At 69.2% G+C, this 22,423-nt stretch carries 17 protein-coding genes and 1 pseudogene; 12 read left to right on the top strand and 6 right to left on the bottom strand.

Going from position 1 to position 22,423, the window contains the following annotated elements; genetic code table 11:
- Nucleotides 1-21: 21 nt before the first annotated feature.
- Nucleotides 22-249, top strand: coding sequence for an acyl carrier protein (locus ABZO29_RS03065; RefSeq protein WP_367318558.1), 228 nt, complete (start codon nucleotides 22-24; stop codon nucleotides 247-249).
- Nucleotides 250-304: 55 nt separating this feature from the next.
- On the opposite strand, the gene ABZO29_RS03060 is transcribed toward ABZO29_RS03065, so the two are convergent.
- From ABZO29_RS03060 to ABZO29_RS03050, 3 genes are read right to left on the bottom strand one after another with little or no spacing between them, the layout of a single operon-like run.
- A complete protein-coding gene (locus ABZO29_RS03060) occupies nucleotides 305-1,084 on the bottom strand; it encodes an SDR family NAD(P)-dependent oxidoreductase (protein ID WP_367318557.1) in 780 nt (259 codons plus the stop codon).
- A gap of 3 nt (nucleotides 1,085-1,087) precedes the next feature.
- Complete coding sequence (locus ABZO29_RS03055) at nucleotides 1,088-2,239, bottom strand: pyridoxal phosphate-dependent aminotransferase (protein WP_367318556.1); 1,152 nt, start codon at nucleotides 2,237-2,239, stop codon at nucleotides 1,088-1,090.
- Between the two features lie 2 nt (nucleotides 2,240-2,241).
- Nucleotides 2,242-2,781, bottom strand: a complete 540-nt coding sequence (locus tag ABZO29_RS03050; RefSeq protein ID WP_367318555.1) for a phosphopantetheine-binding protein — start codon at nucleotides 2,779-2,781, stop codon at nucleotides 2,242-2,244.
- 270 nt (nucleotides 2,782-3,051) lie between these two features.
- On the opposite strand from ABZO29_RS03050, the gene ABZO29_RS03045 reads away from it, so the two are divergent.
- Nucleotides 3,052-5,229, top strand: coding sequence for a molybdopterin-dependent oxidoreductase (locus ABZO29_RS03045; RefSeq protein WP_367318554.1), 2,178 nt, complete (start codon nucleotides 3,052-3,054; stop codon nucleotides 5,227-5,229).
- A 130-nt stretch (nucleotides 5,230-5,359) separates the two neighbouring features.
- Here ABZO29_RS03045 and ABZO29_RS03040 read toward each other — a convergent pair whose 3' ends face one another.
- Together ABZO29_RS03040 and ABZO29_RS03035 are read right to left on the bottom strand one after the other, a co-directional pair.
- Complete coding sequence (locus tag ABZO29_RS03040) at nucleotides 5,360-5,686, bottom strand: hypothetical protein (RefSeq protein WP_367318553.1); 327 nt, start codon at nucleotides 5,684-5,686, stop codon at nucleotides 5,360-5,362.
- A gap of 622 nt (nucleotides 5,687-6,308) precedes the next feature.
- Nucleotides 6,309-7,349, bottom strand: coding sequence for an NAD-dependent epimerase/dehydratase family protein (locus ABZO29_RS03035; protein ID WP_367318552.1), 1,041 nt, complete (start codon nucleotides 7,347-7,349; stop codon nucleotides 6,309-6,311).
- Nucleotides 7,350-7,620: 271 nt separating this feature from the next.
- Here ABZO29_RS03035 and ABZO29_RS03030 point away from each other — a divergent pair, with 271 nt between their 5' ends.
- From ABZO29_RS03030 to hppD, 6 genes are all read left to right on the top strand, one after another.
- Entirely contained in the window at nucleotides 7,621-8,181 is a 561-nt protein-coding gene (locus ABZO29_RS03030; protein WP_367318551.1) for a hypothetical protein, read from the top strand.
- A gap of 156 nt (nucleotides 8,182-8,337) precedes the next feature.
- Nucleotides 8,338-8,805 (top strand): transposase, encoded by a 468-nt coding sequence (locus ABZO29_RS03025; protein ID WP_367318550.1) that lies wholly within the window; start codon nucleotides 8,338-8,340, stop codon nucleotides 8,803-8,805.
- 160 nt (nucleotides 8,806-8,965) lie between these two features.
- A complete protein-coding gene (locus ABZO29_RS03020) occupies nucleotides 8,966-10,450 on the top strand; it encodes an FAD-binding oxidoreductase (RefSeq protein ID WP_367318549.1) in 1,485 nt (494 codons plus the stop codon).
- Nucleotides 10,447-11,121: a hypothetical protein gene (locus ABZO29_RS03015; protein ID WP_367318548.1), complete on the top strand. Its 675-nt coding sequence runs from the start codon at nucleotides 10,447-10,449 to the stop codon at nucleotides 11,119-11,121. The genes ABZO29_RS03020 and ABZO29_RS03015 overlap by 4 nt, the downstream gene beginning before the upstream one ends.
- The gene (locus tag ABZO29_RS03010) at nucleotides 11,114-12,403 is read left to right on the top strand and encodes a PLP-dependent aminotransferase family protein (protein WP_367318547.1); all 1,290 of its coding nucleotides are present in this window, start codon (nucleotides 11,114-11,116) and stop codon (nucleotides 12,401-12,403) included. Before ABZO29_RS03015 ends, ABZO29_RS03010 begins: the two co-directional genes overlap by 8 nt.
- 129 nt (nucleotides 12,404-12,532) lie before the next feature.
- Nucleotides 12,533-13,591 (top strand): 4-hydroxyphenylpyruvate dioxygenase, encoded by a 1,059-nt coding sequence (gene hppD / locus ABZO29_RS03005; protein WP_367318546.1) that lies wholly within the window; start codon nucleotides 12,533-12,535, stop codon nucleotides 13,589-13,591.
- On the opposite strand, the pseudogene ABZO29_RS03000 reads toward hppD, so the two are convergent.
- Nucleotides 13,588-14,575 (bottom strand): annotated as a pseudogene (locus ABZO29_RS03000) (IS630 family transposase). The gene hppD and the pseudogene ABZO29_RS03000 overlap by 4 nt on opposite strands.
- A 50-nt stretch (nucleotides 14,576-14,625) precedes the next feature.
- On the opposite strand from ABZO29_RS03000, the gene ABZO29_RS02995 reads away from it, so the two are divergent.
- From ABZO29_RS02995 to ABZO29_RS02980, 4 genes are all read left to right on the top strand, one after another.
- A complete protein-coding gene (locus ABZO29_RS02995) occupies nucleotides 14,626-14,835 on the top strand; it encodes an MbtH family protein (protein WP_367318545.1) in 210 nt (69 codons plus the stop codon).
- A gap of 65 nt (nucleotides 14,836-14,900) precedes the next feature.
- Nucleotides 14,901-19,814 carry an amino acid adenylation domain-containing protein gene (locus ABZO29_RS02990; protein ID WP_367318544.1) on the top strand — a complete coding sequence of 1,638 codons (4,914 nt, stop codon included), beginning with the start codon at nucleotides 14,901-14,903 and terminating at the stop codon, nucleotides 19,812-19,814.
- Between the two features lie 36 nt (nucleotides 19,815-19,850).
- Nucleotides 19,851-20,873, top strand: coding sequence for an LLM class flavin-dependent oxidoreductase (locus ABZO29_RS02985; protein ID WP_367318543.1), 1,023 nt, complete (start codon nucleotides 19,851-19,853; stop codon nucleotides 20,871-20,873).
- Between the two features lie 84 nt (nucleotides 20,874-20,957).
- Nucleotides 20,958-22,391: a tryptophan 7-halogenase gene (locus ABZO29_RS02980; RefSeq protein ID WP_367318542.1), complete on the top strand. Its 1,434-nt coding sequence runs from the start codon at nucleotides 20,958-20,960 to the stop codon at nucleotides 22,389-22,391.
- Nucleotides 22,392-22,423: the final 32 nt, after the last annotated feature.

Genomic DNA, 22,423 nt, shown 5'->3' with positions numbered 1-22,423 from the left:
TATGGGACACCGGAGGACGCAATGTACGAGCAGCTGAAGGCAATCATGGTCGATGTCCTGCTGCTGGACGCCGACAGCGTGCATCCGGACGCGACGCTCGAAGAGGCGGGCATAGACTCCCTTGCGGTCGTCGAGCTGTCTCTGGTGCTCAGCCAGCACCACGGCATCGACATCACCGACGACGAGCTGATCGAGCTCGACAGGGTGACGGACATCGCCGCGCTCATGCAGCAGCGGATCGGCCGCTGAGGTCTCCCACTGACGCCTGTGGTGGTGGGGCGGCGGCAGCCGCCCCACCACCAGCTCAGGTTCGCAGGTAGGAGGCACCGTTCAGGTCGAGGATGGCGCCGCTGGCCCACTCGGCCTGAGCGGAGGCCAGGTAGAACACGGCAGCGGCGATCTCATCCGGCTCTGCGACGCGGCCGAACGGGCTCTGTGCCCTGATCTCGTCGCCGCTCGGCGGCTTGAGCCACTCCGTGGTCATATCGGTGGCCACGAACCCGGGTGCCACTGCGGAGACCGCGATCCGGTACGGCGCGAGCGCGAGCGCCAGCGACTGGGTCAACGAGTTCAGGCCCGCCTTGCTGGCTCCGTAGGCAGGCACGTCCGGCTCGCCGCGGAACGCGCCCCGCGACGAGACGTTGATGATCCGCCCACCGCGATCCCGCTCCTTCATGTGCCTGACCGCACACCAGGTCACGTTGGCCGCGCCGACCAGGTTGACCCCCAACGTCGAGCGCCACAGCTCCTGCCAGGTCGCGTAGTCGACCTCGGTGATCGGGTGCGCGGTGAAAATGCCGGCGTTGTTCACCAGGATGTCCAGACCGCCCAACCGGGCGACGGCCGAGTCCACTGCCGCCAGTACAGCCTCGCTGTCGGTCAGGTCGGCCTCGACGACGACATGCCCGCCGCCGTCAAGCCCGGCCACCAGTTTCTCGGCGACCTCACCCGACACCCTGTCCAGGATCGCCACCCGGTCACCGGCCTTCGCGAACCGCCGCGCGATGGCCCACCCGATACCCCGGGCCGCCCCGGTCACGAGAACCGCGCGCCCTCCAATCGACGCACTCACGTTCTCGGCCATGGGTCAGACCCCTCTCGCCAACCTGCTGGCGGCATCGGCTATGACTTCGTCCGGAAGGGAGAAGCACGCGCGAATGTACGGAAGATCCGGTGGGTTCAGGTAGAAGGTCTCTCCGGGCACCGTTCCGACGAGGCTTCGCTGGAGCAGGATCTCCGTCGCTTCCGCCCCGGTCGTCACTCCCAATGGCGAGCAATCGACGAACAGGTAGTAAGAGCCGTCCGGTTCGTTGGGCGAAAGCCCGGCGGCGGCAAAGCCTTCCGTCAGGGCTCGGCGCTTCCGGTCATACATCGCGCGGAGGCCGCGATAGTAGTCATCGCCCAGCCTCAGCGCTCGCGCGCCGAGTTCCTGGAGCGGAGCCGGCGGGCAGACCACGAGCGACTCGGCAGCGACCCTGATCGCGTCCATCAACCGTTCCGGACCGCAGGCGTAACCGAGCCGCCATCCGGGAACGCTGAACGATTTCCCCAGCGACGACACCGTCACCGTGCGCCTGCCGAGATCGCCGACGGTCGCCGGGGCGATGTGCGGGGCCGAGCCGAAGTAGATGTCCTCATAGACTTCGTCGGTGATGACGAGCAAATCGTGATCCTCCGCGACGGCCGATATCGCCATGAGTTCGGCCATGGTGAGCCGTCGCCCGCTCGGGTTGTTCGGCGTGCAGACGATCATCGCTCGGGTGCGGTCCGTGACAGCCGATCGCAGCGCCTCCTCGGTGACCTCGAAACCCGGGCCGAAAAGTCGAACCGGCTCCGCGCGCAGATCCAGCACCCCGAGCGCGGTCGGATAGTTGCCGAAGAAGGGCTCGAACAGGAGCACGCCGTCGCCCGGGTTGAGCAGCGCTGTGAGCGTGGCCATGAGGGCGCCGGTCGCGCCGACGGTGGCCACGATCTGAGTCGCCGGCTCGACGCTGAGCCCGCTGTACTTCTTCAGCTTGTCGGCGACAGCTTCGCGAAAGACGGCGAACCCTTCGGGCGCGCTATATGAATGGTCGATGTCCCGGAAATCCCGCGCGCCTTCCGCCAGCAGCGAAGGAGGCGGTGGAACCTGGCACAGTCCCTGCGCGATGTTGATGGCACCGAGCTCCTGACAGCGCACCGTCATAGCGGTGATCGAGGACTCCTGCAGTCCCCGCATCCGGTTGGCGACGTTGACCATCGTCAGACCTCGGTGTTCAGCGTGTCCAGGAGCCGGTCGAGCTCCGCGACAGTGGGCGCGTCGAAGACTTCGTTCATCGATATCTCCAGGCCGACCGCCAGGCCGACGCGGCTGGCGATCAGCATGGCGTCGATGGACTCGCCGCCCATGATGAAGAAGTCGTCGTCCAGGCCGCACCGGGTCCTGGCGAGCACCTCGGCGAAGATCGTGCACAGCACTTCCTGGCGGGCCGATTCCGGCGACCGGTAGGGCATCAGGCCACGCAGATCAGGTGCCGGCAGCGCCTGCGGCTGCGGTGTCCCGTCGGAGGCCACCGGCATGGCGTCGACGACCACGATCGCCGCCGGCACCGCTGCGCCGGGCAGCGCCCCCCTGAGGTACGTGTGCAGCGCGGCCAGATCGAAGCCGGGGCTGCCAGGCACGACGTAGGCCACATGGACCGGGCCGGCGGGATCCTGAACATGTGTCAGGACGGCGACGTCCGCGAGGTCGGGGTAGGCGGCCAGCACGTCTCGCACGTCCTGGATCGCAGCAACAGTCATCAGTCGCTCACCTTCCATGCAGGCTCCGAGCGTTCCCCACAACCTTCGCAGCCCCGGGCCCGCCGACAAGCTCCCAGATTGCTCAACGACAAGGTTTTGTTCAGGCCTGGCGGTCGTATCCTGAGCATCTTTCAGAATGCTGATTCACTTCGGGAATTCCGGGGGCGGCCGCATCTCTCAGAATGCGGCTGCGGAAAAGCATCGCCTTGCGCGGGCGGGTTCCCGAATACCCTGTCGTCGGGAAACAGGCGCCATCCCACGGGAGTAGTGGTGACCATCAAAAATGTAACGGACCAGAAAGTCAGGACCCGGACCGCGCACCGGACCTGTCCGCTGTGTGAGGCAGGCTGTGCCCTGCGGCTCGATCTGGACGACGCCGGCCGCGTCCTTCGGGTCGCCGGGGACGAGCGGGACCCCCTCTCCAAGGGATACATCTGTCCCAAGGGCGCGGTGCTGGGAAAGGTGGACGAGGATCCCGACCGGCTGCGCAGACCACTGCTCCGCCAGGATGGCGAGTTGCGGGAGGTCAGCTGGGACGAGGCGTTCGCCGCGGTGGACGCCGGCCTGTCCGAGGTGATCAGAGGGCACGGCCGGGACGCGGTGGCGCTGTACTTCGGCAACCCGACGTTCCACACCATCGCCGCGTACCTCTACCGCCAGGCGATCACCCAGGCCCTGGGGTCGAAGAACGTGTACTCGGCCAGTACCGCGGACCAGATGCCCAAGCAGGTCGCCTGCGGCCTGATGTTCGGCGACGCGATGGCGATCGGGGTACCGGACCTGGACCACACCGACTACCTGCTGATACTGGGTGCGAACCCGGCGGAGTCCAACGGCTCGCTGTGCGCGGCTCCGGACTTCGCCGGGCGTCTCAAGGCCCTACGACGGCGGGGTGGGAAACTGGTGGTCGTCGACCCCCGGCGCACCCGCACCGCCGCGCTGGCCGACGAACACCTGTCCGTCCGGCCCGGCACCGATCCGCTGCTGCTGATGGCGATGGTGCACACCGTGCTGGACGAGGGTCTGGAGCGGATCGGCCTGCCGGTCTCCGGGCTGGAGCAACTGCGCGAGATAACCCGCGACTTCCCGCCGGAGGCCGTGGGGCCGGTGTGCGGGATCGCGCCGGAGACCATCGTGCGGACGGCCCGGGAGCTGGCCGCGGCGCCCTCGGCCGCGATCTACGCGCGGATCGGGACGTGCACGACGCAGTTCGGCACGGTGGCGCAGTGGCTGGTGGACGTCCTCAACACCCTGACGGGCAACCTGGACCGCCGGGGCGGCGTGATGTTCGCCGAGACGGCGGCGCTGGAGATCTTCCGGGCAGGCCCGGCGTTCTCGACAGGGAAGTGGCACAGCCGGGTGCGGGGACTGCCGGAGGTGCTCGGGGAGTTCCCGGTCGCAACACTGGCCGACGAGATCGAGACTCCCGGCGAGGGGCAGGTCCGGGCACTGGTGACGGTCGCCGGGAACCCGGCGTCCTCGGCCCCCAACGCTCCCCGGCTGGCCCGGGCCATCGAGGGGCTGGACTTCGTGGTCTGCGTCGATCCGTACCTGAACGAGACGACGCGCCTGGCCGACGTGATCCTGCCACCGCCGCGGACGCTCCAGAGTCCGCACTTCGACTTCCTGGTGCAGATCATCATGGTGCGCAACTACGCGCGCTACTCCCGCGCGATCCTGCCGCTGGACGACGACCAGCGCTCCGAGGCCGAGATCCTGGCCCGGCTGATGCTGATCGCCGCCGGGCTCGGCGTCGCCACCGAGCCGACCCGTGCCGAGGAGATGTTCCTCGACCAGCTCGGCATCACCGGGGAGGCGGTCGACGCGCTCGACGGTGAGGACGGCACCGAGAAGATCGTGGACGCGCTGCTACGGGCCGGCGGCTACGGCCTGTCGCTCAAGGCCCTGCTGGATGCGCCGCACGGCCTGGACCTGGGGCCGCTGCAATCACGCCTGCCGGCCCTGCTCCGCACCCCCGACAACCGCGTGGACCTGGCGCCGCCGCAACTCGTCGCGGAGGCCGGACGGCTGCGCGCTTGTCTGGACGCCGAGCCGCCGGAGTTCGTGCTGATCGGCCGCCGCCACCTCCGGTCGAACAACAGCTGGCTGCACAACGTGGAGGAGCTTCGCGGCGGCACCAACCTGTGCACGCTCCAGATTCACCCGGGCGACGCCGCCCGGCTCGGCCTGGACGCCACGACGCCGGCGCTGATCGGCTCGACGGTCGGTGAGCTGACGGTGCCGATCGAGATCACCGACACGATCATGCCCGGCGTGGTGAGTCTGCCGCACGGCTGGGGCCACCAGGACTCCCCGCAGAAGGTGGCGCGCCGGGACCCCGGGGTGAACGCCAACACCCTGACCGACGACGCGGTGCTGGACGGGGTGTCGGGGACCGCGGTGTTCAACGGGGTGCCGGTTACGGTGCGGGCTGCGCCTCAGGGGTAGGGATCGTAGGATCGCGCGGCCGAGTGGGTCAGCGCGACCTCGAACCTGCCCTTGCGCACCGACATTGTCGGCACCCGGCTCCGCACAAGCAGAAGCCGGAAGCGGCGGTGTTCCTGCGACACCGCCGCAGTCAGACCGGCGAGTCTCTCGAGCCGCCGTGCCGTTCAGCCCGCCGCGCGACATCCAAGGCAGTCCGCCGCACGTCCATGAGCGTGAGCAGCAGCGGCGGGTCCAGCACGTCGGCCCGCTTCAACTGCAGGTCGGCGTCGTCGTCCGCGTCGGCCACCGACTGCGTCGACAGGTACCAGCGTCCCGGCGGCACGTTCTCGAATCGGAACGGTCCCGGCTCGGCCAGCACCGCGCAGCGCACCGGCCATCCCTCCGGCACGCACTCCGGAAACAGGCCGGTGAACACGACCCCGTGCCCTTCGTAGTGCGGGCGGATCACGCCCTGCACGGCCGCCCCGTCGGCGAGGCCGGCCGCGCACGTCGCACAGCCGGATCCGGTTACTGATGATCTCGACGCCATGTCGCCGGACGGTCGACGAGACTCCCAGCTCAGAGGCGCCGTCGTCGCGCGACATCACGCCCGGAATTTCAGTAGTGCCCGCCCTGCCTCCGGTAGTCCGTGGGCGACAGCCCCACACTGCGGCTGAACCGCGAGCTGAACGTGCTCAGCGGATGTCGCGGATGTCGCGGACGAGGAGCTCGGTGAACGGAAGGCCCTCCCGGCCCGCAGCCGCTCCAGCTGCGTGGCCACCGGCCGGTCGGACGACGATGAACCGTTGCGCTTGGCCCGTGACACTCAGTTCTGCAGCGTGCCCAGATGGGCGCCCAGTTCCTGGGCCACCTCCGGGATCGGCTTCCCAGTCTCGGTCACGATCCGCACCGCTCCCTCACGGAACTCGGCGCCGTAGATGCGCTTCCTGGATCCCCTGACCCCAACTATCCCTTCAGGCCCGGTCCCCGCACGAGGAGAGGCCCAGCAGCTGGCAACGGGCATGCAGGGCCGACGGTGATGTTCGCGGTCAGGAGCCGGGTGGCGCCGGGGGTGGGTACTCCCCGGCCGACAGCAGCTCTTATGCCCGGGAAGCCTCGGGCACGGCTGCTGCCGAGCCGGCCTGGCGGGCCGATATCCGGCCCGTGCCATGCAGCCAGCGGACCGTGTCGGCCATGGTGTCGGCGGTGGGCCGCGGGCCGATGCCGTACGTTGAGGCGCCAGGACCGACGGGGACCGCGTGCGCGCAGGTGTACACGGCGCCGTGTTCGGCAGGGATGTGCCAGGGCCAGATCCGCTGCAGAACGCCGGTCAGGGCCCCGAGCGGAAGCATCGCGCGGGCCGGCAGGAACACCGCGGGGAGCTGACGGCCGGTCACCTCACGGAGAGTCTGGACAAACTCCGGGGTGGTCAGATACCGGTTCGGCCCGAAGTGCCGTTCTCGTGCCCCGGCCGGCTTGGCGAGCAGTGCCGCATGCAGTTCCGCGGTGTCCCGGACATCGCCCACCGGGAAGCCGCCGCGTGGCCAGACGGGCATCAGGCCGCGCAGCGCGTTGCGCAGCCGGGAGTTCTGGTCGCCCAGGTGGGGGTCGTGCGGCCCGAGCAGTGCTGGCGGGTAGGTGATCACCACGGGCGCGCCCTCCTCTTGGTGCAGGCGGGCGATGCCTTCGGCCACGGACTTGCTTGCCAGATAGGTCTCGTGCGGCATGCCGAGGGGGGAGTCCGCCCGGATCGCCGCTTGGGCGGCGGGGTAAAGTGCGCCAACGGTGGAGACGTGGACGACGGGGTCGGCCCCGGCACGCACGGCGGAACTCAGCACCAGCTGGGTACCGCGCACGTTGGTTCTGCGCATCTCGGCGCGCCGTCTGCTGTCGAAGGAGTACACGGACGCCGCGTGCAGCACTGCGTCCGCGCCGTCGACAGCCCTGGCCACCGCGGCTGCGTCGGTGACATCACCGGTCACGACCTCGACGGCCGCCGGGTCGATACCCAGCGGTCGCAGCGCCCGGTCGGCACCGGCGGGGTCGCGGGCCAGCATCCGCACCCGCGCGCCGAAACGGAGGACGGCCGCGACCGAGTGGGAGCCGACGAAACCGGTGCCGCCCGTCACACAGACCAGCATGATTTCCTCCTTGGTCCAGGGCCACTGGGTGCGGCAGGGGTTTGTGCCGGCGCTCCGGCCGTGGCACGCGTCCCGCCCATGGTGAGGTACGGGGCGCCGCTGCGCTTCTCGCCCGTTGCCCTGGTCGGTTCAGCGGGGAGCAATTCACCAGTGGCAGGCGGAGCACGGCCGAAGATGCCTGTCCCCGGAGGGGAGTGCCATCGTCGCTGTCCGTGCTGCGGGCCGTGTTGCTGTTGCGCGGCTCCGGCCCCACCCCTTCCGGAGGCAGGGCATGAGCGAGAGACAGACGCTGCCCCAGATCCCGCCGGGCGGCCGTCCGCCCGAATACAGCGCAGCCAAGGCGCGTGCCGCCGCTACAGCGCTGATCCACGATTTCGTGACGGGCCTGGCGGCCCTGGACCGGCAACAAGAACAGCTTTCCGTCCCGCCGACGACTGTCGGTTTCTCCGCGATGATCAGCAAAACCCCCACAGCGCCTGCACCTGTGGACTTCGCGGAACGGTGTGGGGCACCGGGGGAGTGGCCGGCCGGTCCACCGGGCGGGGAAGGGCTGTCGCTGTGGCTGGTGGAGGTACACCGGCACGGGGATGCTGCTGTGCGTGTCGCCTCCAGGGTGCTGGATGCAGAAGAGCAGCGGCGCGCTGCGATCCTTGTGCGTGAGGAGGACCGCCGGTGCTATATCGCCGCGGATGTGGCGCTGCGGATGGTCCTCGGTGCCGGGCTGGGGGTCCGTCCGGAGCTGGTGCGCGAGCCCTGCCCCGGCTGTGGTGGCCCGCGTGTGGACGCGCAAGGAGGCCCGGCTCAAAGGGATCGGCATCGATCTCGCCCGTAGCACGGCGCTTGACTACGTTGGCGCCGGACTGATCCCCGTCTCTCCCGCACCCGGGTGGACGGTGACCGACCTCAGGCGCGACTTCACCGCCGAAGTACCGGACCTCGTCTGGTGCGGCGATCTGAGGGCAAGCTCTACCTGGCCACGGTGATCGACTTGATCTCGCGCCGGCTGCCGGGCTGCGCGATGAGCGCCAACCACGACGCGCGCCTGCCCATCGCGGCGCTGCAGATGGCCGCGGCCACCCGCTGCGGCGACGTCCGTGGCGTGATCTTCGCAGCGACCGCGGCAGCGAATACTGCTCGCGGAAGTTCCGCCGCACCTGCTGTCGGCGTACGCGGGATCAACGAGCACGCGGACGACGGACCACGTCACCCGCCACCGCTGGGGCCGGGCGTTCCCGAACGCGGTGAACGCATGCGCCAGGACCGCGCGGCGCTGACCGCCTACCTGCGCTTCCCGATCGAGCACCACAAGCGCATCCGGAACTCCAACTTCATCGAGCGCGCCTTCGGCGAGACCCGCCGCCGCGTCAAGGTCATCGGCCGGTTCCCTGCCGAGACAAGCGCCATGTGTTCGCGGTGCTCGACCGGGCAGCCATCGGCCGGCGCGGGTTCACCATGAGCGCCGCCGGGCTGCGCCTGCTGCAAGACCTCCGCCGAAGCCTGCTGGAACCGCCGGCTCGGCTGGCCCCACGCCACGGCGCACCGGTGCCCATCTTTCGGAATGCGGTGTTCGCATTGCCGGATGGAGTCCTGCCCGTGCGTCTCGTTACGGTGCGGGAATGGATGCCACAGTCGAAGAGCTACTGGCGGTGCTGCCCGCCGATCGCGTGCTCACCGACCCGGATCTGCTGGCCGCTCACCGCCGCGACGAGGCTGACCTGTGCGCCGCGGGCACGCCGCTGGCCGTGGTGCGCCCGCGGGACACCGCCGAAGTCGCCGCGACCGTACGGGTAGCCGCCGGACACGGTGTGCCGGTCGTCCCGCAGGGTGCGCGCACAGGGCTGGCCGGTGCAGCCAACGCGGTCGACGGTGCCGTGGTGGTGTCGCTGACCGAGTTGAACCAGGTCCTGGAGATCGACCCGGCGGAGCGGATCGCGGTCGTGCAACCGGGCGTCGTCAACGCCGACCTGAGCGGCGCCGCCGCCGAGCACGGCCTCGCCTACCCGCCGGATCCGGGTTCCTGGGAGTCCTCGACGATCGGCGGCAACGTCTCCACGGACGCGGGCGGGATGTGCTGTGTGAAGTACGGCGTCACCGGCGAGTACGTGCTCGGCCTGGAGGTCGTGCTCGCCGACGGCGAGATCCTGCGCTGCGGCCGCCGGACGGTGAAGGGCGTCGCAGGATACGACCTGACCCGGCTGTTCGTCGGCGCGGAGGGCACGCTCGGCATCATCACCGAGATCACTGTTCGGCTCCGGCCCGCTGCCGAGGAGGCCCGGACCCTGGTCGCGCTGTACCCCACGGTGGCGGCCGCCTGCGGCGCCGTGGCGGCAGTGACCGCCGCCGGCCACGTCCCGAGCATGCTGGAGCTGCTCGACCGCGTGCACCTGGGGGCGATCGAGGCCTACCGGCCGATGGGCCTTCCCGGTACGGCCGCGGCAATGCTGCTGATCGCGACCGACACAGGCGACCGTGCCGGGGCCGAGTTGGCCGCGATCGCAGACTGCTGTCAAGCCGCCGGGGCGAGCGAACTGTATGTGGCCGAGGACGCGGAGCAGGCGCAGGCGCTGACTGCCGCCCGCCGGCTGGCCCATCCGGCAATGGAACGCCTTGCGACGCAGGCGTTTCCCAGCGGCCGAGGTGGCCTCGTGGTCGACGACGTCGCGGTGCCGAGAACGCGGATCGCCGAATTCGTCACGGGCGTCGAGGAGATCTCCGCACGACACGGCATCCTGGTCGCAGTGGTCGGGCACGCCGGAGACGGCAACCTGCACCCGGTCATCGTGGTGGACCGGGCGGATCCGTCCAGCATGGACCGTGGGCGGCGGGTGTTCGACGACATCATGCAGCTGGGCCTCGCGCTGGGCGGCACCTGCACCGGTGAGCACGGCGTCGGCATGCTCAAACGGGACTGGCTCGCCCGCGAACTCGGCCCCGTCGGAATGCGGGTGCACCGGGCGCTGAAGGCCGCGCTCGACCCGTCCGGGATCCTCAACCCCGGCAAGGTGATCGCGCCGGGCTGGCCGCAAGCTGGAAGGCGGCGGCCGTCGTCCCGGCTGCGAGCATCGAACAAAACGGATGTCGCGAGGACGGTGATCCCATGATGATGGGCGGCACAGGGCCCGCGGTGGCGGTCATCGCCGGCACCCCGTACGACACGGGGCTCGGCGCCGAACTGCTGCGCGCCGAGGGGCTGGCCGCGCAGCCGTACCCCATGGCGGCGTCGCCCGACGAGCAGGACTGGTTGCAGTACCACGACCCCGGCACTTTGGCGGCCTCGTTCCATCAGCGCCTCGCCGAGTTGCGGGCGGGCGGGACCGAACTGGCGATGCTGTTCTGCAACTCCATGTCCGCGGTGGTGAACCATGACGGTGCGGTGTTGCCGGTCGTCTCACCGGTCACCGTCTACGGCGAACTGCTGCCGAAGCTGGGGTCGTCATTGGTGGTCACCGGAAACGCCCAGGCCCTCCTCGGCTTTGAGCGGACCGCCCTGCGGATCGCCCCCCAGCACAGGATGCTCGGCGTTTCGGATTCCGCGCTGGTGCGCGGGATCGAGGCCGGTGACGTGGAGGCGGCCTTCACCGCCTCGCACCTGCCGACCACCCTGCGCCTGGCTCAGCACCTCGACCTCGACGCCGTCATTCTGGCCTGCACGCACTTCACCGCGCTCCTGCCGCTGATCACTGCCGTTTGCGACCGGCCCGTCATCGACGTCGGCACCCGGCTGGTGGAGCTGACGACGCTGGCCGTGACCGGATCGGCGAACCATGGTTGAGCTGTCCCGTGCCGACCTGCACGTCTCGGTGTCCGACCCGGCCGCGACCTCGATGAACTTCCTCAACGAGGTCGCGAGCCGGTTCCCGAACGCGATCTCGCTGGCTGCGGGCCGTCCCTACGACGGGTTCTATTCGACCGAAGACGTGCAGCGTTACCTTGAGGCCTATCTGAACCATCTCCGCGCCGACGGACTCTCCGAGGCGCAGGTGCGCGGTCTGCTGTTCCAGTACGGGCGAACCAACGGCCAACTCCACACCCTGATCGCCAGGATGCTCGAGATCGACGAGGGCATCGTGGTGGCGCCGGAATCGGTGATAGTCACAGCGGGCTGCCAGGAGGCCATGGTCATCGCGCTGCGGGCGCTGTGTACGAGCCCCGAGGACGTTGTCCTCGCAGTCGAGCCCTGTTACGTCGGGCTGAACGGTGCGGCTCGGATCCTCGGCGTCGAGGTGGTGCCCGTGCCGGAGTCTCCAGCCGGGCTCGCGCCGGAGACCGTGGCCGAGGTAGTGCGTGCGGTCCGCGCCGCCGGCAAACGCCCCCGCGCGCTCTACCTCGTGCCGAACTTCTCCAACCCCTCGGGCGTCTCGCTGCCCGTGGCGACCCGCCGCCAGCTGCTCGACATCGCCGGCGAGCAGGACCTGCTGCTGCTCGAAGACGACCCGTACGGCCTGTTCGGACTCGATGACGAGCCGCGTCCGACCCTGAAGTCGTTGGACACCGACGGACGCGTGATCTATCTGGGATCGTTCTCGAAGTCCTGCTTCCCCGGCGCCCGCGTGGGCTTCCTCGTCGCCGACCAGACCGTGGTCGGCGAGAACGGCCGGCGCACCCTGCTCGCCGACGAGATGTCGGCGGTCAAGAGCATGCTGACCGTGAACACCTCCGCGATCTCGCAGGCCGTCATCGGCGGCGTCCTGGTCGAGTCAGGCTGCGGCCTGCGCGCCGCCAACCGGGACAAGATCGCGTTCTACCGGAGCAACCTGCGCACCATGCTCGCCGCGCTGGAGAAGCACTTCCCGCAATCCGAGCGCGGCGAAGGCGCGGTGCGGTGGAACGTGCCGAGAGGCGGATTCTTCGCGGTCGTCGACCTGCCGCTCCGGGCCGACGAGATACTTCTCGAACTCTCCGCGGAGCAGTACGGCGTTCTGTGGACGCCGATGAGGTTCTTCTACGTCGACGGCGGCGACCACTCGGTCCGGCTGTCCTGTAGCTACCTGATGCCGGAACAGATCGCGGAGGGCGTGCAACGGCTTTCCCGGCTTGTCGCAGAGAATGCATGACCCGCTGTCATTTTTATTGACGCAGGCAACATGAAAGACGACAGCGTCGGTCCGGCACTGTGATTCTTGAAGTAGCTCGCTGGAGCGGGATGCCCGGGTGCCAAATGCTCGCAGGTGGAGGTAGAGACCGTGAAGAACGCTCTTCAGCATATGGAGATCGACTATGTCGAGTTCTATGTGGAAGATATCGAACGAAGTCTCGCCTGGCTTGTTGAAGGTTACGGTTTCGCCGTGCGCGCGAAGTCGGGCCCGGCAGGCGGAGCGACACGGTCGGTCAACGTCGGGCAAGGCGGCATCGATCTGCTGCTCACCGAGTCGAGCGAGGACCACCCCGCTCGCGACTACGCAGAGCAGCACGGGGACGGTGTCGGTGACATCGGCATCCGGGTGCCGGACGCCGCCGGGGCGTTCGCCGAGGCCGTGCGGCGCGGCGTGCGGCCGGTCACGGCGCCGGTCACCCAGGGAGCGGTGACCACCGCGGCGGTCGCCGGCTTCGGCGACGTGACGCACACGTTCATCCAGCGACCGGACGGATCGACAGTAGCCGACGTGCGCGGCCTCGTCGCGGTGCCGGGCCACGGCTCCGTCCCGGGGAGCGGGCTGCTCAAGGTGGACCACTTCGCGGTCTGCGTCGAACCGGGCCGGCTCGACGAGACCGTCGAGTACTACCGGCGGACGCTGGATTTCGACCTCACCCTCACCGAGCGGATCGTCACCGGTGACCAGGGGATGATCATCAAGGTGGTCCAGAGCAAGTCGCGTGCTGTCACGTTCACTCTCATCGAGGCGGACACGCGTATGGCAATAGGCCAGATCGACAGGTTCCTCAAAGAACACGACGGTCCAGGCGTGCAGCACCTGGCCTTCAGCACCGCGGACATCCTCACCACCGTGCGGCGGCTCGCCAATCGCGGCATCGAGTTGCTGACCACCCCGGCTGCGTATTACTCCGCGCTCGCCGACCGGGTCAAGCAGCTTAGGCATCCCGTCGATGAGCTGCGTGATCTGAACGTCCTGGTGGACGAGGACCACGACGGCCAGCTGTACCAGATCTTCGCCAAGTCCGTACACCCGAGGAACACCATCTTCCTGGAGATCATCGAGCGGGTCGGTGCGACCTCGTTCGGCAGCTCGAACATCAGGCACCTTTATGACAGCGTCAAGGCGCAGCAAGAAACGTCGCTCTAGTGTCCTGAATCGTTGTTTCGTGTGCAGTATGCGGCGACGGTTTCGCGGATGTCGTCGGCGGCGGTCTTGGTCCGGGTGAACGGCTTGGGGTCCTTGTTCCACTCGTTGATCCAGCCACGGATGTCGCGTCCAGCTCGACGACGCTGCGGTGGGTGGAGCGGCGGAGTTTGCGGCAGGTCAGCTTGGCGAACCAGCGCTCGACGAGGTTCAACCAGGACGCGGAGGTCGGGGTGAAGTGCAGGTGGAAGCGCGGGTGGCACAGCAGCCACTTCTTGACCGCTTCGGTCTTGTGGGTGGCGTAGTTGTCCAGGACCAGGCGCTGGTCGCGCTCCCTGGGGACGGCCGCGTCGATGGTCTTCAAAAAGCGCAGGAACTCCTGGTGCCGGTGGCGCCGGTAGCGCTGGGCTATGACCGAGCCGGAGACGATGTCCAGGGCGGCGAACAGGTTGGTGGTGCCGCGCCGGACGGAGTCGTGCGTCATCCGCGCCGGCGTGGCCGGTGCCAGCGGCAGCACGGGCTGAGTGCGATCCAGGGCCTGGAGCGGCGATTTCTCGTCCACCGCCGGCACCAGCGCATCCGCCGGGGGGGACGAGTAGATCCCCACCACGTCGCGGACCTTGGTGACGAACTCGGGATCGGTGGACGGTTTCCAGATCTGCACGATGTGCGGCTTGAGCCCGAAGGCCCGCCAGTTCCTAAAGACAGCGGACTGCGACATGCCCGTCGCATCGGTCATGGACCGAGTCGACCAGTGCGCATCACCGCACGGTGGCTTCTGGCCGAGGGTATGGGCGACCAGGGACTCGACCTGCTCGTCCGTGATCTTCCGCGGGGCACCCGACCGCGGCTTGTCCACCCACATTCGGCCGGCCTCGCACACGCCAGCACGAACCTCGACCGTTACACCAGCGCCCGACCGGCCGTCCGCTTGCGCAACCAGCCCCCCAGCACCCCGCGTTCACGATCGGACAACTCCACCACCACTTGCGACTCGGCACACCAGGAATCTGATAGTCAATGGGAATGAGGTTTCCGTGTCTAATCCATTTGAGGACCCTGACGCCCTGTACCTGGTCCTGGTGAATTCCGAAGGGCAGTACAGCCTGTGGCCCGCCGGCATCGCCGTTCCGGCCGGCTGGGTCACTGCGCACGACGTGGATTCGCGCTCGAATTGCCTCGAGTATGTCGAAGCGCAGTGGACTGACATGCGCCCCAACAGCCTTGTCCAAGCCGAACGGTCATGACGGAGATGGGCCTCCAGCCGGAGTTGGTTGTTTCGGGGTGGAATGACACGGCGCGGGATGTGCCCGTGACGGTGTTGCCGGAGCTGTTCACGGCGCAAGCGGCGCGGACGCCGGACGCGGTGGCGTTGGTGTGCGCCGGTGTGTCGTGGACGTACGCGGAGTTGGACGCGCGATCGAGTCGGCAGGCGCGGTATCTGGTGGAGTCGGGTGCCGGGCCGGAGCGGCTGGTGGCGGTGGTGTTGCCCCGGTCGTTGGAACTGGTGGCGGCGGTGTTGGCGGTGTCCAAGGCCGGCGCGGCGTATCTGCCGATCGATCCGGGCTATCCGGCGGACCGGATCGAGTTCATGCTCACCGACGCCGCGCCGGGCCTGCTGATCACTGACCGGGCCACCTCCGCGCGCCTGCCGGACGTGGCGGGCGTGACCGTGATCCATGTGGACGACCCGCAGGTGGTCACGGCGGTGGCCGGACTGCCGGACAGCAGCGTCGGCGACGCGGACCGGCTGGCGCCCCTGCTGCCTGCGCACCCGGCCTACGTGATCTACACGTCGGGGTCCACGGGGCGCCCCAAGGGCGTGGTGGTCAGCCATCTGGGTCTGGCGAGCCTGTCCGCGTTCCTGATCGACACCTTGGGGATCGGGCCCGAATCGCGGGTCGGGCAGGTGGCCTCGCTGAGTTTCGACGCGGCCGTAATGGAGCTGGTCATGTCGCTGCCCGCCGGTGCGGCGCTGGTCCTGCCGGAACAGCGGCAACTGGCCGGGGAGGTGCTGGCCGACGCGCTGCGCGGGCTGCGCGCCACCCATGCCCTGGTCGGGCCGGCTTCCCTGTCCGGCGCGACTCCGGAGCAGCTGTCCGAGTTGGAATGCCTGATGGTCGGCGGTGAGGCCTGCCCGGGCGAAGTCGCCGCCGAGTGGTCGGCGGACCGGCGGATGTTCAACGCTTACGGCCCGACCGAGGCGACGGTGTGCACGACGATGAGTGGGCCGCTGTCGGGAGGAGATGCGCCGCCGATCGGCGGGCCGATCTGGAATGCGCGGGCGTACGTGCTGGATGGTCGGCTGGAACCGGTGCCTCCCGGGGTGGCGGGGGAACTTTATCTGGCCGGGCCATGCCTGGCTCGGGGATACCTGAACCAGCCCGGGTTGACCGCTCAGCGGTTCGTGGCGTGTCCGTTCGGGTCCGGGGAGCGGATGTACCGGACCGGCGACCTGGTGTCTTGGCGGGAAGACGGCGAGCTGGAGTATCTGGGCCGGGTCGACGAGCAGGTCCAGGTCCACGGGTTTCGGATCGAGCCGGGCGAGATCGAGGCGGTGCTGGCCGCGCAGCCCGGGGTGGGCCGGGCCGTGGTGGTGGCCCGCGAGGACCGGCCGGGGGACCGGCGGCTGGTGGGCTATGTCGTGCCCGCGGCGGGGAGCCAGGTGGACCCGGTCGCGATACGGGCCGCCGCGGCTCAGGTGTTGCCCGTCCATATGGTGCCTGTCGCGGTGGTGGTCCTGGACGCGCTGCCGTTGTCGGCGAACGGGAAGCTGGATCGAAAAGCCCTGCCCGCGCCGGTTTTCGCCGGCCGGGCCGGCCGGGAGCCGTCCACCCCCGCCGAAGGGATCTTGTGCGAGCTGTTCGCTCAGGTCCTGGGGGTGGAGCGGGTCGGGGTCGATGACAGCTTCTTCGATCTGGGAGGGCACTCGCTGCTGGTGGCCCGGCTGATCAGCCGGGTGCGGTCGGTGCTCGGCGTGGAGCTGGAGATCCGGACGGTGTTCGACCACCCGACGGTCGAGTCGCTGGCGCGGTCGCTGGACGAGACCGGAGAAGCGTGGCCGGCGCTGGTGCGGGCGGACCGGCCGGAGCGCCTGCCGTTGTCGTTCTCGCAGCAGCGGCTGTGGTTCCTGGCGCAGTCGGAGGGGCCGAGCGCGACCTACAACGTGCCGGTCGCGTGGCGGCTGCGGGGGCAGGTGGACGCGGACGCACTGACCGCGGCGTTACGTGACGTGGTCGGGCGGCACGAGGTGCTGCGGACGACGTTCACGGTGGTGGACGGGCAGCCGTACCAGCAGGTGACGCCAGCTGCGCTGGCGGTGCCCGAGGTCACGGTGGTGCAGGCCGTCGAGTCCGAACTGGCCGCGCTGACCGACCAGGCGGCCCGGCATGTGTTCGACCTGGCTGCCGAGCTGCCGGTGCGGGCGTGGCTGTTCATGCTGGGTCCCGACGAGTGCGTGTTGGTGCTGCTGATGCACCACATCGCCAGCGACGGCTGGTCGCTCAGCGTCCTGCTGCGGGACCTGGGGCAGGCGTACCAGGCACGGTTGGCGGGCCACGCGCCGCAGTGGCCGGACCTGCCGGTGCAGTATGCGGATTACACGCTGTGGCAACGCGAACTGCTTGGTGGGGACCAAGAGCGTGACAGCGTACTGGCTCGGCAGGTGGCGTACTGGCAGTCGGCACTGGCTGACCTGCCCGAGCACCTGGAGCTGCCGTTCGACCGGCCCCGCCCGGCGCACCCCTCCTATAGCGGTGCCCACATCACGATGGATCTGGACGCGGAGCTGCACCTCGCGCTGGTGGAACTTGCGCGGGCCCATCAGGTGACGTTGTTCATGGTGCTCCAGGCCGGACTGGCGGTTCTGCTGTCCCGGTCCGGGGCCGGTACCGACATCCCGATCGGTGTTCCGGTGGCCGGCCGCGGTGGTGACGAGAGGCTGTACCAGCTGGTCGGATTTTTCGTCAACACATTGGTGCTGCGGACGGACCTGTCCGGCGACCCGAGTTTCGCGGAGCTGCTCGGCCGGGTCCGCGACCAGGACCTGGCAGCCTACGCGCACCAGGACGTCCCATTCGAACGGCTGGTGGAAGTGCTGAACCCGATCCGTTCGAGCGCTCATCACCCGCTGTTCCAGGTGATGCTGGCCTCCGATGACGACACTGCCAGGCAGTGGGAGGTCCGTGGTCTGCAGGCCCAGGACGTGCCGCTGGACGCGGGCTCAGCCAAGTTCGACCTGTCGCTGACGTTCCGGTCGCGGCACCGGCCGGACGGTACCCCGGACGGGATCAGCGGCGTGCTGGAGTACGCGGCGGACCTGTTCGACGAGGCCACGGTGCGGGCGCTGGCCGGTCGGTTGGTGCGGCTGCTGGGCCAGGTCGCGGCCGACCCGGTGCTGCGGGTCAGCGGCGTGCAGCTGTTGACGACAGCTGAGCGCGAGTTGGTTGTCTCGGGGTGGAACGCAACGGCACGGGATGTGCCGACGGCGATGTTGCCGGAGCTGTTCACGGCGCAGGCGGCGCGTATGCCGGAAGCAGTCGCGTTGGTGAGCAGCGGTGTGTCGTGGTCGTACGCGGAGTTGGATGCGTGGTCGAGTCGCCTGGCGCGGTATCTGGTGGGATTGGGCGCCGGGCCGGAGCGCGTGGTGGCGGTAGCGTTGCCGCGATCACTGGAACTGGTGGCGGCGGTGTTGGCGGTGTCCAAGACCGGCGCGGCATATCTGCCGATCGATCCGGGCTATCCGGCGGACCGGATCGAGTTCATGCTCACCGACGCCGCGCCGGTCGCGGTGGTCACGAGCCAGCAGGCCGGCGGGCGTCTGGTCACCCAGAGCCGACTGGTCGTCCTGGATGACTCCGAGGTGGCCGCGGCGGTGGCGGGGCAGCACGGCGGCGCTGTCACCGATCAAGACCGGCTGGCGCCGCTGCTGCCCGCGCACCCGGCCTATGTGATCTACACGTCGGGGTCCACCGGGCGTCCCAAAGGCGTGGTGGTGAGCCATCTGGGTCTGGCGAACCTGTCCGCGTTCATGATCAGCACTCTGGGGATCACCCCGGAATCACGGGTGGCCCAGCTCCTTTCGCTGAGCTTTGACATGTCGCTGCTGGAGCTGCTCTCGTCGCTGCCCGCCGGTGCGGCGCTGGTCCTTCCCGAGCCGGGGCCGCTCGCCGGGGAAGAGCTGGTCGAGACGCTGCGCGAGCTGCGGGCCACCCACGCGGTGGTGGCACCGGCTGCTTTGGCCGGGGCGGCACCCGAAGGCCTGCACGGGTTGGAGTGTCTGGTCGTGGGCGGTGAGGCCCTCCCCAGCGAGCTGGCCGTCGAGTGGTCGGCGGGCCGGCGGATGTTCAACGCCTACGGCCCGACCGAGACGACGGTGTGCACGACGATCAGCGCGCCGCTGTCGGGAGGGGACGCGCCGATCGGCGGGCCGATCTGGAACGTGCGAGCGTACGTGCTGGATGCCCGGCTGGAAGCGGTGCCGCCCGGCGTGGCCGGGGAGCTTTATCTGGCCGGGCCATGCCTGGCTCGGGGATACCTGAACCAGCCCGGGTTGACCGCGCAGCGGTTCGTGGCGTGTCCGTTCGGGTCAGGGGAGCGGATGTACCGCACCGGCGACCTGGTGCGCTGGAGGGAGCACGGCGAGCTGGAGTATCTGGGCCGGGTCGACGAGCAGGTCAAGGTCCGCGGTTTCCGGGTCGAGCCGGGCGAGGTCGAGGCCGTGCTCGCCATGCAGCCCGGAGTGGACCAAGCCGTCGTCGTGGTCCGGGAGGACCGGCCGGGGGACCGGCGGCTGGTGGGCTATGTGCAGTCGGCGGCCGGGTACGTGCTGGATCCCGCGGGGCTGCGGGCCGCGGCCGGACAGGTCCTGCCCAGCCACATGGTGCCCTCCGCGGTGATGGTCCTGGACGCGCTGCCGTTGACGGTGAACGGGAAGCTGGATCGAAAAGCCCTGCCCGCGCCGGTTTTCACCGCCGGGGCCGGCCGGGAGCCGTCACCCGTCGAGAAGCTGCTGTGCGAGCTGTTCGCCCAGGTCCTGGGGGTGGAGCGGGTCGGGGTCGATGACAGCTTCTTCGACTTGGGCGGCCACTCGCTGCTCTCCGCCGTGCTCGTCGCCCGGCTGGAAGAGCAGTTCGGAATCACCATCAGCCTGCGGGACTTCCTCGCCGACCCGTCCGTCAGCGGCGTCGCCGGCCGGATCCCGGTGTCCGCGACGGAACAGCCCTGATCCGCGAAACCACGCCCCCAGGGCGGGAGGGACGAAATGATCGACCTGGCCACCAGCGGTGTCACCCTCTACTCAACTGTCCGATCCAGTATCGGACACGGCCAGACTTCCCACCTGCGCACGCTGCTGGAGCTTGCCGGGTGGGTGGATGACGCGGGCTATCGCGGCGCCCTGGTGTACAGCGACAACACTTCGATGGACGTCTGGTTGGCGGCCCAGGCGGCCATCGCGAACACCGCCTCCTTCGTACCGCTCGTCGCGGTACAGCCGCTGGACAAGACCCCGTTCGCGGTGGCCAGGGCGGTGTCGTCGCTTGCCCACCTGTACGGCAGGCGAGTCGACATCAACTTCGTCAGCGGCGGATTCATCCGCGATCTCGCCGTCCAGGGGGACACCCTGTCGCACGACGCCCGCTACGACCGGCTCACCGAGTACGTGACGATCGTCAAAATGCTGCTCGGTGGCGGCATGGCCAATTTCGCGGGCGAATACTACAAAGTCCGGCGAGCCCGGCTCACCACGGCGGTGCCCGACGACCTGCTGCCCACGGCGTACGTGTCCGGCTCGTCGGCGGCCAGTCTGCAAGCCGGCGAGTCACTGGGCCTGGGCCAGCTCTCGTTCCCGGTGCTGCCCGAGGATTTCGCGAGCCCTGACATGCGCAAGAACAAGTTCGGCTCAGGCATCAGCATCGGCATCATCGCACGGGACGACTCGGCCGAGGCATGGCGGATCGCGCACAAGCGGTTTCCGGCCGACCCGGAAGGAGCCGAGCGAATGAAGCTGCTCCTGTCCGCCGGTGGCTCGTCCTGGCAGCCGCAACTGGCTTCCGTGCCCATCCCCGACGAGGCGGAGGGGCAGCCGTACTGGCTGGTTCCGTTCCGGTATCACCACACATTCTGCCCCTACCTGGTGGGGAACCACGACGAGGTGGCACAGGCGGTGACCACGTATCTGAACGGAGGCATCCGCACATTCGTGCTCGACATCCCTCGGGAGCCCGACGACTTGTGGCACGCGCGGATCGCGATCGAGCGAGCCGTCGCGGTCATGGACAGGTAGCAGCAGCCATCAGCCGTCTCGCGCCGAGTTCGTCGGCGCGGTCGAAGGTCGCAGGCATCCGCCTGCACTGAGCGAAGGAAAGCGATGACAGACATTACTGAGACTGGCGTCGTGGTCGTCGGCGGCGGCCCGGGCGGTTCAACGGTGGCGACGTTGGTGGCCCGGCAAGGGCACCGGGTCGTGCTCCTGGAGAAGGAGCGGTTCCCTCGCTACCAGATCGGCGAGTCGCTGCTGCCGTCCACCGTGCAGGGTGTCTGCCGGCTGCTCGGGGTGTCCGAGGAACTCGAGGAGGCCGGGTTTCCGGTCAAGCGGGGCGGCACTTTCCGCTGGGGCTCCAACCCCGAGCCGTGGACGTTCGACTTCGGCATTTCGCCCCAGTTCGCCGGGACGGCGGCACCCGCCTACCAGGTGGAGCGGATGAAGTTCGACCAGATCCTGCTCAACAACGCCAGAAGGAACGGCGTCGAGGTGCACGAGGAACACACCGTCACCGATGTCATCGCGGAGAACGGCCGGGTCTGTGGAGTCAGCTGCACCGACGCCGCGGGCGTGCAGCGCGAGTTCCGCGGCCGGTATGTCGTGGACGCCTCAGGCAACCTGAGCCGCATCCACTCCCGCGTGGGCGGCCAGCGGCAGTACTCGGAGTTCTTCCGCAACCTCGCGCTGTTCGGCTACTTCACCGGCGGCAAGCGGATGCCCGCCCCGACCAGCGGCAACATCCTGGCTGTCGCCTTCAGCGCCGGCTGGTTCTGGTACATCCCGCTATCCGACGAGCTCACCAGCGTGGGCGCGGTGGTGCACCGCGAAGCGCTGGACCGCGTCCAGGGAGACCGGGAGCAGGCACTGAACGAGCTGATCGCGGAGTGCCCGATGATCGCCGACTTCCTGTCCGACGCCCAGCGGGTCACCAGCGGTCCATACGGCGAGATCCGGGTGCGCAAGGACTACTCCTACATCCAGGAGAAGTTCTCGCGGCCGGGATTGGTGCTCGTGGGCGACGCGGCGGGCTTCATCGACCCGGTGTTCTCCTCCGGCGTGCACCTGTCCACCTACGGCGGACTGCTCGCCGCGCGCTCGCTCAACACCGCCCTGCGCGCGACGCCCGAGTCTGAGATGGACGAGAAGACGCTGTTCGAGGAGTACGAAGCCCGGTACCGGCAGGAGTACATGCGCTTCCACGACTTCCTCGTCTCCTTCTACGACATGCACTCCGACGAGGAGTCCTACTTCTGGAAGGCCAAGAGGGTCACCGGCAGCACGGCCTCGCAACTGCAGTCCTTCGTGTCCCTCGTCGGCGGTGGCTCCTCGGACGAGCGCGCGCTGGTCAACGCCGACTCCTACGGCAACCGGCAGGACGTCGAGGAGGCGATCTGGTCGGTCGCGCAGGCTGGAGCCAACATCCAGGTGCAGGCCGCCACCGGAGGCACCATCGACGAGCAGGTACCGGTCCGCTCTGGAGGGCTGGTGCCGTCGGCCGACGGGATGCACTGGGCTCTGCCGGCAGCCGCGGCAGCGTGAGGCCTCGGCCGGGCGGGCTTCATCCAGCACCA

This window comes from Streptomyces sp. HUAS ZL42 (assembly GCF_040782645.1).
Lineage (GTDB): Bacteria > Actinomycetota > Actinomycetes > Streptomycetales > Streptomycetaceae > Streptomyces.
This window is presented reverse-complemented; position numbering and strand designations above follow the sequence as displayed.